This window comes from Longispora urticae (assembly GCF_053902585.1).
Window position 1 is genome coordinate 158,203 of record NZ_JAQZSH010000008.1, and the last position, 10,669, is coordinate 168,871.

Annotated in this window: 9 protein-coding genes; 5 read left to right on the forward strand and 4 right to left on the reverse strand. The window is 71.3% G+C overall.

From position 1 onward, the window contains the following. Positions 1 to 43: 43 nt before the first annotated feature. On the reverse strand, positions 44 to 1,669 hold the full coding sequence (pruA, locus tag PT931_RS04525; protein ID WP_456244417.1) for an L-glutamate gamma-semialdehyde dehydrogenase: 1,626 nt from the start codon (positions 1,667 to 1,669) through the stop codon (positions 44 to 46). Between the two features lie 171 nt (positions 1,670 to 1,840). On the opposite strand from pruA, the gene PT931_RS04530 reads away from it, so the two are divergent. Continuing rightward, a complete protein-coding gene (locus PT931_RS04530; protein WP_456244418.1) occupies positions 1,841 to 2,854 on the forward strand; it encodes a hypothetical protein in 1,014 nt (337 codons plus the stop codon). A 73-nt stretch (positions 2,855 to 2,927) separates the two neighbouring features. Here PT931_RS04530 and PT931_RS04535 read toward each other — a convergent pair whose 3' ends face one another. Next, positions 2,928 to 3,425 (reverse strand): DUF6912 family protein, encoded by a 498-nt coding sequence (locus PT931_RS04535; RefSeq protein WP_456244419.1) that lies wholly within the window; start codon positions 3,423 to 3,425, stop codon positions 2,928 to 2,930. 68 nt (positions 3,426 to 3,493) lie between these two features. On the opposite strand from PT931_RS04535, the gene PT931_RS04540 reads away from it, so the two are divergent. The 3 genes from PT931_RS04540 to PT931_RS04550 all read left to right on the forward strand — a co-directional run bounded on the left by PT931_RS04540 (position 3,494) and on the right by PT931_RS04550 (position 5,030). Then, entirely contained in the window at positions 3,494 to 3,724 is a 231-nt protein-coding gene (locus tag PT931_RS04540) for a helix-turn-helix transcriptional regulator (protein ID WP_363727819.1), read from the forward strand. A gap of 85 nt (positions 3,725 to 3,809) precedes the next feature. After that, a complete protein-coding gene (locus PT931_RS04545) occupies positions 3,810 to 4,490 on the forward strand; it encodes an Rv3235 family protein (RefSeq protein ID WP_456244420.1) in 681 nt (226 codons plus the stop codon). A gap of 27 nt (positions 4,491 to 4,517) precedes the next feature. Beyond that, positions 4,518 to 5,030: a hypothetical protein gene (locus tag PT931_RS04550; protein ID WP_456244421.1), complete on the forward strand. Its 513-nt coding sequence runs from the start codon at positions 4,518 to 4,520 to the stop codon at positions 5,028 to 5,030. 83 nt (positions 5,031 to 5,113) lie between these two features. Here PT931_RS04550 and secA read toward each other — a convergent pair whose 3' ends face one another. Continuing rightward, positions 5,114 to 7,963 carry a preprotein translocase subunit SecA gene (gene secA, locus PT931_RS04555; RefSeq protein ID WP_456244422.1) on the reverse strand — a complete coding sequence of 950 codons (2,850 nt, stop codon included), beginning with the start codon at positions 7,961 to 7,963 and terminating at the stop codon, positions 5,114 to 5,116. A 128-nt stretch (positions 7,964 to 8,091) separates the two neighbouring features. Between secA and PT931_RS04560 the strand changes: the two genes are divergently transcribed. Further along, positions 8,092 to 9,186, forward strand: coding sequence for a GNAT family N-acetyltransferase (locus PT931_RS04560; RefSeq protein ID WP_456244423.1), 1,095 nt, complete (start codon positions 8,092 to 8,094; stop codon positions 9,184 to 9,186). A gap of 127 nt (positions 9,187 to 9,313) precedes the next feature. Here PT931_RS04560 and PT931_RS04565 read toward each other — a convergent pair whose 3' ends face one another. Further along, complete coding sequence (locus PT931_RS04565) at positions 9,314 to 10,366, reverse strand: GNAT family N-acetyltransferase (protein WP_456244424.1); 1,053 nt, start codon at positions 10,364 to 10,366, stop codon at positions 9,314 to 9,316. Positions 10,367 to 10,669: the final 303 nt, after the last annotated feature.

Sequence of the window (10,669 nt, forward strand, 5' to 3'; positions counted from 1 at the left end):
CCGGGCTCCCCGTGGGGAACCCGGCCGGGTGGTGCGCGGAGAACTAGCCCATGTGCGGGTAGCGGTGGTCCGTCGGCGGCACGAACGTCTCCTTGATCGTGCGCGGCGACATCCAGCGGAGCAGGTTGTGCCAGGAGCCGGCCTTGTCGTTGGTGCCCGACGCGCGCGCCCCACCGAACGGCTGCTGGCCGACGACCGCGCCGGTCGGCTTGTCGTTGATGTAGAAGTTGCCGGCCGAGAACCGCAGCTCGTTGGCCGCCCAGTCCACGATCCGGCGGTCGTCGGCGAAGATCGAGCCGGTCAGCGCGTACGGCGAGGCGTTCTCGGCCTGCTTGACGACCTTCTCGAAGTCCGCGTCGTCGTAGACGTAGACGCCCATGATCGGGCCGAAGTACTCGGTCGTGAAGATCTCGTGCGTCGGGTCGGTGGACTCGATCAGGGTCGGGCGGACGAAGTAGCCGACCGAGTCGTCGGTCGTGCCGCCGGCCAGCACGGAGACCCCGGACGCGCCGCGCACCCGGTCGAACACGGCCGCGTGCTTGTCGAACGCGCGCCGGTCGATCACCGCGCCGCCGAAGTTGGAGAAGTCGGAGACGTCGCCGTAGGTGAGGCCCTCGGTGGTGGCGACCAGGTCGTCCTTGATCGCGTTCCAGATCGAGCGCGGCAGGTACGAGCGGGAGGCCGCCGAACACTTCTGGCCCTGGTACTCGAACGCGCCCCGGACGATCGCCGTGCTCACCGCCGCCGCGTTGGCCGACGGGTGCGCGATGATGAAGTCCTTGCCGCCGGTCTCGCCGACGATCCGCGGGTAGCCCCGGTAGTTCGAGATGTTGTTGCCGATCGTCGTCCACAGCTTCTGGAACGTCGGCGTGGAACCGGTGAAGTGCAGGCCGGCGAAGTCCGGGTCGGCGAGGGCGACCTCGGAGACCGCGAGGCCGTCGCCGGTCACCATGTTGATCACGCCGGGCGGCAGGCCGGCCGCCTCGAACAGCCGCATCGTGAAGTGCGCGGCGAACTGCTGGGTCACCGACGGCTTCCACACGACCGTGTTGCCCATCAGGGCCGGGGCCATCGGCAGGTTCGCGCCGATCGCGGTGAAGTTGAACGGCGTGATCGCGAGCACGAAGCCCTCGAGCGGCCGGTGGTCGAACCGGTTCCAGATCCCGTCGGAGGACTTCGGCTGGTCGGCGAGCAGCTGGGAGCCGAACGCCACGTTGTACCGCAGGAAGTCGATCAGCTCGCACGCCGCGTCGATCTCGGCCTGCTGGACGGTCTTGGACTGCCCCAGCATCGTCGCGCCGTTCAGGGTGTCCCGCCACGGGCCGGCCAGCAGGTCGGCGGCGCGCAGGAAGATCGCGGCCCGCTCGCTGTACGGCAGGGCCCGCCACATCGGCGCGGCGTCCTTGGCGGCCCGCACGGCGGCCCGCGCGTCGGCGGTCGTGGCGTTGGCCGTGACGCCGAGCACGTGCGCGTGCTTGTGCGGCTGCACGACGGGCAGCTCCTCGCCGCCGGCCATCCGCTGCTCGCCGCCGATCGTGGAGGTGAGCTGGAGCTGCTCGCCGGCCAGTTCGGCGAGCCTGGTCTGCAGGCTGGCCCGCTCGGGGCTCCCCGGGGCGTACGAGCGGACCGGTTCGTTGCGCGCGTCCGGAACGGTGAAGAGGGCGTCCATCGCTACTCCTGATAGCTCGACTTCGCTGGCGGGCGGAGCCAATCATCCCACGTCTCGGCTGGTCATCGTCACCTGACGGACACCACACTCGTTTGCCCGGTAGGGCAAGTCCTCTCGCCCGCCACGTACCCTCGGATGCTGTCACCCCCGCGTCGATGGAGTGAGCCCCTGATGACCGACTCTCCTCCCGCCCCACTCAAGCCCGGCAACGCCGCGATCCTGCTCGGAATCGGCCTCGCCTGGCTGTTCGCCCTCCTCTGGGCGCTTCGTGCCTCCCTCGCCGAGAGCGGCGGCATGGACTCCGGCCTGATCAGCGCCGCCCAGAACCTGTTCCAGCTGGTCGCGGTGGTCCTCGCGGCCGGAGCCGCGGCCGGCCTGTGCGCCGTGGCCACGCTCCGGTTCGCCACCACGGGCCCGAAGCGCCTCGCGGTCAGTGCCGGAGCAGGACTCCTCTTCGGGGTACTGGCCGGCGCGCTCGCCCTCGCCATGATCCGCGACACCCGCAGCTCCGCCGTGATCGCGGTCTGCCTGGTGGCCGCGGCGCTGGTCGGCGGCCTGTTCGCCGCGATCCGCCCCGTCCGGCTGATCGCGGCCGGCATCGCGGGCACGTACGCCGCGTTCCTCGCCAAGGTGATCCTGAACATCTTCGGCCCGAAGATCGCGCCCCTGTTCGGCGCGGGCAAGACCATCGACACGGTCAACGCGGCCGAGAACCGGATGCTCCTCGCGTTCGGCGTCCTCGCGGGCATCGTCGCCGGGGTGGTCGCCTTCCGGTACCTGGTGCGCGGCCCCGCCCTGCACTGGGCCGCCTACCTGGCCGCCGGGGGTGTCGCCGGGTTCCTGGCCATCCTGTCCGAGGGCTTCGCCTGGCTGACCGCCCCCCGGCTCGTCGCCCCGCTCGCGGACCTATCCGTGATCGCCGAGGAACTGCTGTCCACGAAGATCGGGCCCCGGGTCAACTCGGGGATCGCGCTGCTGTTCGCCGGGGCGATCACGGCCACGATCCTGATCGGGCGCACCATGCGGCCGGCCGGCGCCGACGAGCCGCCCGCCCCGAAGCCCGAGGCCGTGGCGTTCCCTGCCGACGCGGACCAGCCGGAACCGGTGTCGGTGTTCGGGACCCCGCTGCCGGCCACCGCTCCGGCCGCTGTGACGGAGAGCCGCGAGGAGGCCAGCAAGTCCTGAACCAGGGCGGCCACGGGGCGCGGGGCCGGTGAGTGCCGGGGCGCGGGTCCCTCGTACCCCTCGGAGGTCTGGGTCAGGAGCCGTTGAGGAGCTGGTCCAGCTCCGAGACGTCGAACCAGGCCAGGTCGTGGTCCTCGGTGCCGTCCACCGTGAACTGGGCGTCCTCGTCGCCGGCCAGCGCCTCCAGGATCACGTCCACCGCCGCCGTGACGTCCGGCGCGGCGTCCGCGTCGTCCACGTGCAGCGACACGACCGCCTTCAGCCCCACCGGGGAACTCAGCTCCACCAGGCTCGACCCGAGCTCCTGCTCCGGCTTCACGTGCGCGTCCGGCACGTCGGCCGCGATCACCACCCGGCGGCGCGGGGCCGCCGCGTCGAACCGGAGCAGCTGGAGAGCCGCCTGGGCCGCGGCGGTGAACGCCACGAACTCCAGCTCCTCCTCGTCGCCCTCCACATACCACTCCCGCAGGCCCGGGGTCACCGCGTGCGCGGCGAGCGGGCCGGGGCCCAGCTGACCGTCGGCGCGCAGGGCGGCGAGCAGGGGAAGAGTGCCCGGCAGGTAGACCCGCATGTGCTGCTCCTCAACGCCATCGGTGGCAAACTAAGGAAACCGTACCCCTCGCCCCGGAGGCGCACCCCATGGAGCCACGGTTCCTGCAGTTGGCGGACGTCGCCGACCTGCTGAACGTCTCGACCTCCCAGGTCTACCACCTGGTCCGCAGCGGTGAGCTGCGCGGGATCAAGATCGGGGGGCGGGGCCAGTGGCGGGTCGAGCGCACCGAGGTCGAGAGCTACATCGAGCGGATGTACGCCGAAACGGCCGTCTGGATCCGCGAGAATCCCCTCATCGCCGACGATAGTGTCGGATAGGCGATCCAGTCTGGCGCGTGCCTGTCGGAGCTCAGTAGAACGTCCCAGACGCAAACGGGGGTAAACGTAGGCTTCGGGAGGCTGTATGCACGTCATGATCGGGCCCGTTCCGCCGTCCGAGCCCCCGTACGAGCAGGAGTCGTGCTGCGCGGGGGTGTGCTGCGGGGGCCTGTGCCTGGAGGAGCCGGGGATCGCGCGGGTGGAGGTCCGACGGTTGGCGGCGGCGCCGCAGGTGGGGGTCCATCCGGCAGCGACGGGGAGCGCCGTGGCCGGGGGCTCGGCGCCGGGCAGGCGACCGGTCGGCCCGCAGCCGGCCCGGCCCGACCCCGACACCACCCGGACCCCCACCGCCGGCCGCGCCGGCACCCGCCCCTCCGGCCCCGCCGGCACCCGCCCGGGCCGCACCACCATCCGGGGCCCCGAGGGCTGGGCCACCCGGGCCGCCGGAGTCTTCCTCCGCCTCTACCTGGAGGCACTCACCGGCCACCGCCCCGCCCAGGCACTGCGGGCCGTCTGCTCCCCCGACGCGCACCGCCAACTGGTCCTCGACATCGACCAGCAACGGGGCACACCGGGTACGGCGCGGGTCTCCTCGCTCCGGGTGTCCTCCCCCGCCCCGTCGGTGATCGAGGCGGTGGTGATGCTGCACCGGTCGAGCCGGATCTGGGCGATGACCCTGCGGCTGGAACGCCCGGCCGACACCTGGCTGTGCACCCACCTCCAGTCACTGCGCCCGGGCGGCCCGGCGAAGCCCGACACCCACTGAGACGGGTACTCCCACAGGCTCTGACGCGTGGCCGACGAGCGGGCCACGCGTCAGAGCCTGGCCTGGGATGATCGGCCGGTGACCAACACCGGGCAGTACCCGCCGGAACTCGTCCTCGGACTGCGACTTCCCCCGGCCCTGGGAGCGGCGATAGCCGCAGACGAGTGGAGAGCTCCCGCCGACCGGGACGTCATCGAGGCTGTCTTCGCGGACGAGGCCGCGCTGCCGTACTTCTACGGCCCCGCCGCCATCGAACGGGAAACGCTCAGCATCCGCGACCCGACCCCCGACTACTACGAGCTCTTCGTGGGCAAGCCGCCCTATGACATCGACCTCGACCAGTGCCTGTTGATCGGCGATCTCGGCCCGGACCAACCCTTCGCCCTGGACTACCGCCGCGCCACCACGGCCCCGCGAGTCCTCTACCTTCGAGAGATCGGTTGGATCGAAGTGGCCCCGGACATCGAGACACTGATGGCCCGACTCCGCATCGGCCCGATCCCCGCGGGCGGATGGCCTGCCGCCGATCCGCCGCCCTGACGGCGGCCCCGCCCCGGGCCGAACGTGCCCCGGACAGCGAACGACCCCCGGCACCAGTGGTGTCGGGGGCCGGACGTCACAGGTCACTCCCCTTCGGAAGCCCCGTGGCAACGCTTGTACTTCTTGCCCGAGCCACAGGGGCACGGCGAGTTCCGCGAGGGCCCCCCGCCGACCTTCTGGCCGGGCGCCGGACGCTTGGCACCGGCCGACATCGGGGACGCCGGACCGACGCCGAGACCGAGCGCCGGAGCCTCCTCGTGGTGCACGACGCCGCCCGCGCCGGCCTCACCGTCGATGGTGGGGGCCGAGTAGTGCAGCTGCTGCGGGCCGCGGCCGCCGAGGCCCTTGGCGCGGATCTCGACGTGCTCGGGCTCGCCGCCGAAGCCCTCCGGGAGCGGGGTGATGGTGTCACCGGGCTCGGCGGCGGCGGGGGCCGGCTCCTCGACCTTGACCTCGAGGTTGAACAGGTAGGAGACGGTCTCCTCCTTGACGCCCTCGAGCATCTGGTTGAACATGTCGAAGCCCTCGCGCTGGTACTCCACGAGCGGGTCGCGCTGGGCATACGCCCGGAGGCCGACACCCTCCTGCAGGTAGTCCATCTCGTAGAGGTGCTCGCGCCACTTGCGGTCGATGACGGCGAGGAGGACCTGACGCTCCAACTCGCGGAGCGGGGCCTCGCCGAGCTCGGTCTCCCTGTTGTCGTACGCGGTGTGCGCGTCCTCCTTGAGGCGCTCCAGCAGCCACTCGGCCTCGATGCCGCCCCGGCCGTCGACCTCGTCCTCGAGCTCCTCGATCGTGACGCCGACCGGGTAGGTCTGCTTCATGACCGTCCAGAGCTGCTCCAGGTCCCAGTCCTCGGCGTAGCCGTCGGCGGTGGCACCCTGCACGTAACCGGCGATCGTGTCGTCGATCATGTGCCGGACCTGCTCGTGCAGGTCCTCGCCGTCGAGCACCCGGCGGCGCTCGGCGTAGATGACCTGGCGCTGCTTGTTGAGCACCTCGTCGTACTTCAGGACGTTCTTGCGGACCTCGGCGTTCTGGCCCTCGATCTGGGTCTGCGCGCCCTTGATCTGGCGGGACACCATCTTCGACTCGATCGGCACGTCGTCCGGGATGTTGAACCGGTCCATGACGGCCTCGACGGCGCCCGAACGGAACCGGCGCATCAGCTCGTCCTGCAGGGACAGGTAGAACCGGGACTCGCCCGGGTCGCCCTGCCGGCCGGAACGGCCCCGGAGCTGGTTGTCGATCCGGCGGGACTCGTGCCGCTCGGTGCCGAGGACGTAGAGCCCGCCGGCCTCGATGACGGCCGCGTTGTCCTCGGCGCAGGCTTCCTCGGCGCGCTCGAGGGCGGCCTCCCACAGCTCCGCGTACTTCTCGTCCTCCTCGGTGACGCCGGCGTTGCGCAGCTCAGCCGCCGCCGTGTACTCCGGGTTGCCGCCGAGCAGGATGTCCGTACCCCGGCCGGCCATGTTCGTGGCGACCGTGACGCCGCCCTTGCGCCCGGCCTGGGCGACGATCTCGGCCTCCCGCGCGTGGTACTTCGCGTTGAGGACCGCGTGCGGGATGCCGCGCTTCTTCAGCAGGCCGGAGATGAGCTCCGAGTTCTCCACGGAGACGGTGCCGACCAGGACGGGCTGGCCGAGGGTGTGCCGCTCGACGATGTCCTCGACGACGGCCTCGAACTTGGCCATCTCCGTCTTGTAGATGACGTCGGCCTTGTCGACGCGGATCATCGGTCGGTGGGTCGGGATGGACACGACGCCGACGCTGTACACCTTGTTGAACTCGGCGGCCTCGGTCTGGGCCGTACCGGTCATGCCGCCCAGCTTCTCGTACAACCGGAAGTAGTTCTGGAGGGTGATCGTCGCCAGGGTCTGGTTCTCCTGCTTGATCTCCACGCCCTCTTTGGCCTCGATGGCCTGGTGCATGCCCTCGTTGTAGCGCCGGCCGTGCAGGATGCGGCCCGTGAACTCGTCCACGATCAGGACCTCACCGTCGGAGACGATGTAGTCCTTGTCCTTCTTGTAGAGCTCCTTGGCCTTGATCGCGTTGTTCAGGTAGCCGACGAGCGGGGTGTTGGCCGACTCGTAGAGGTTGTCGACACCGAGGACGTCCTCGACCCGGGAGATGCCCTTCTCCGAGATGGAGACGGTCCGCTTGGACTCGTCGACCTCGTAGTGGCCATCCTCGCCCTTGGTCATCCGACCGACGACCCGGGCGAACTCCTCATACCACCGGCCGGCCTGGTCCGCCGGGCCCGAGATGATCAGCGGGGTCCGGGCCTCGTCGATCAGGATCGAGTCGACCTCGTCGACCACGGCGAAGTAGTGGCCGCGCTGGACCATCTCCTCCTTCGACCACGCCATGTTGTCGCGCAGGTAGTCGAAGCCGAACTCGTTGTTCGTGCCGTAGGTGATGTCGGCCTCGTAGGCGGCCTTGTGGTCGGCGGGCGACTGGTTCGGCAGGATGGCGCCGACGGTCAGGCCGAGGAAGTGGTGCACCCGGCCCATCCACTCGGCGTCCCGCTGGGCGAGGTAGTCGTTGACCGTGATGACGTGCACGCCCTTGCCGGCCAGCGCGTTGAGATACACCGGGAGCAGACACGTCTGCGTCTTGCCCTCACCGGTCTTCATCTCGGCGATGTTGCCGAAGTGCAGGGCGGCGCCACCCATGATCTGGACGTCGTAGTGCCGCTTGCCGAGGACCCGCTTGGTCGCCTCGCGGACGACCGCGAACGCCTCCGGGAGGAGGTCGTCGAGAGTCTCACCCTCGTCGAGCCTCTCCTTGAAGAGGGTGGTCTGCTCGCGCAGCTCCTCGTCACTGAGGTCAACGTAGTTGTCCTCGATCGAGCTCACGGCGTCGGCGATGGCCTTCAGCCTGCGCACCATGCGGCCTTCGCCGGCGCGGAGAAGCTTTTCAAAAATCGACACGGGTCAGCACTCCCTGGGAGGTATTCGCTTGACCATCGTAGGCGGCAATCCCCCCAGTGACGACCCCACCCTGGTGTTCCGAAAAATCCTGTTCGCTCACAGCTGATGTCAGCACGCATGATCTGGTGGTGGAAATCAAGACCGATTCTTTTGTACTCCGCGCGTGGCGCGGCTCCGACGCCGACCAGGTCCTCGCCGCGTGCCAGGACCCTGCCATCCAGCGGTGGACCAGGGTGCCCGTCCCGTACCTCAGGGAGCACGCCGTCGGCTTCGTCACCGGCGCGGCTTCTGGGCAGTTCGGCATCTTCGACCACGACGGCCTGCTGCTGGGCTCCATCGGCGTGGTGGACCACGACGTCGAGGCCCGGGTCGCCGAGATCGGCTACTGGGTCGCCCCGGGCGGCCGGGGCCGGGGCGTGACCACCGAGGCCCTCAAGCTCGTCTCCCGCTGGGCGTTCGACACCCTGCACGTGCAGCGGCTGCTCTGGCGGGCCAGGATCGGGAACCTGCCGTCGCAGCTGGTCGCCGAGCGCGCCGGCTTCGTGATGGAGGGCGTGCAGCGCGAGGCCCTGATCGAACGGGACGGGGAGCCGGTCGACGGCATGGTCGGCGCGCTGCTGCCGGCCGACCTGGCCCGGATGGAGAAGCACGGCTTCCCGACGGTCGACGGCCGTCGTACCCGGGTGTTCAGCTCTCCGCCGCCGGTACTCGTCGAGGGTCCCGTGACCCTCCGGGCCCCCGAACCGCGCGACGCCGACGACATGCTGGTCGCGTGCGTGGACCCCGAGATCGTGCGGTGGACGTCCATGCCGCTGGACTACACCCGGGAGATGGCCGAGGGCTTCGTCGGGCGGACCGCCCAGGGGTGGCGGCGAGGCGAGGCGGCCATCTTCGCGGTGTGCGGCCCGGACGGCCGGTGGGCCGGCAACATGGACCTGCGGATCATGGGTCCGACCCTCGGCGAGGTGGGCTTCCTGACCGCCCCGTGGGCCCGCGGCCAGGGATACTGCACCGCCGCCCTGCGCGCCGTCACCCGCTGGGGCTTCGAGGAACTGGGCCTCGTCCGGATCGAGTGGAACGCATTCGTCGGCAACGACGGGTCGCGGCGGGCCGCCGAGAAGGCCGGGTTCGTGGTCGAGGGCACGCAGCGCGGGAAGCTCCGGCACCGCGGCGAGCCGGTCGACTCCTGGATTGGCGCGAAACTCGCCACCGACCCCCGCTAGGACCCTCCGACGGGCACGAGGTGCCGCTGGGCCGTCGGGCGCCTACCGCCCGCCCGGCGGCACCTGCACCTCGGGGCCGGCCTCCGCTCGACGCGCGGCCCGGGTGGCCGGTAGCCGTTGGGCGGACCTAGCCGGGGAAGCGGGCCCAGAGGATGTCGTCGATCCGGGTGCCGTTCGGGCCGGGCAGCCGGGAGCGGGTGTAGCCCTCCCGGACGAAGCCGGCCTTCTCCAGTACCCGCTGGGAACCGATGTTCTCCGGGGCCGTGCCCGCGATCAGGCGCATGACGCCCACCTGCGCGAACGCCCATTCGGCGACCAGGTTCGCGGCCCGGGTCGTGTACCCCTTGCCGCGGAAGGCGGGCAGCGCCGAGTACCCGATCATGGCCTGTTGGGTCGGGGGCTCGTGGTAGTAGAGGCCGATCTCGCCGACGAACGCGCCGCTCGCCGCCTCCCAGATGCCCAGGTCCACGCTGACGCCGGTCAGCCACCCGCCGGGCGCGAGCCGGCAGCGCTCCTCGACCTCCTCGCGGCTGAGCTCCACCGGCGGCACATTGCTCTTCACGACCTCCGGCAGGTTGCGCAGCGCGAACATCGCGTCCGCGTCCGCCGGCCCGATCGGGCGGATCGTGATCACGCCGTCGGTCAGCTCGCCGCCCGGCAGGTCCGGGATCAGCCGGCGGGTCGGGCCGGGCGGATCCGAGGGCAGCCGGGACCAGACCAGCATGTCGTGCCGGCCGCCGCCCCTGCTCTGCTCGGCGGCACGCCGCAGGCCCTCGCTCCGGAAGCCGGCGGCCAGGGCGACCCGCTGGCTGATCACGTTCTCGGGGTGGGTGGTCAGTTCGAGCCGCTCGTACCCGTGCGCGAACGCCCAGGCCGTGCCCTGCCGGGTCGCCTCGGTGGCGACCCCCCGGCCGCGGGCCCACGGGGCCACCCAGTAGCCCAGGGTGCCGGGCTGGGTGGCGACACTGCCGAGCAGCCGGTCGTCGGCCGGGTCGACGATCGCCCAGATCTGGCCACCCCGGGCGGCCACGGTCGGCGCGCCGTCCCGGATCCACCAGAGGGCGTGTTCCCGCGAGTACGGCGCCGGGAGGCTGGGCACGAACCGCTGGATCAGCGGGTCGTTGCACGCGGCGGCGAGGTCCTCGGCGTCACTGTCGCGGAGCGGTCGAAGAGTGATCACCCGGCCGACCCTACCTTCCCCGCGCCGCTCCGTCGCCGACGTTCACCCCCGAAGATCCACCGCTCGACGGGTACCGGCCGCCGGTGTGCCCTACCCGATCCGTGCGTCCCGTCCTGCCGTCCCGGTCCGGTGCACCGTGCGGGCCTAAGTGGCGCTGGCTGTGGCACGCGGGGTTAGTAATGGGGCTCGGCTCGGCTCGGCTTCGCTCGGCTCGGCTCGGCTCGGCTCGGCTCGGGGTGGGGTGGGGTGGGGTGGCTCGGGGTGGGACACCGGGTGGGGCGGGGGGGGGGGGGGGGGGGGGGG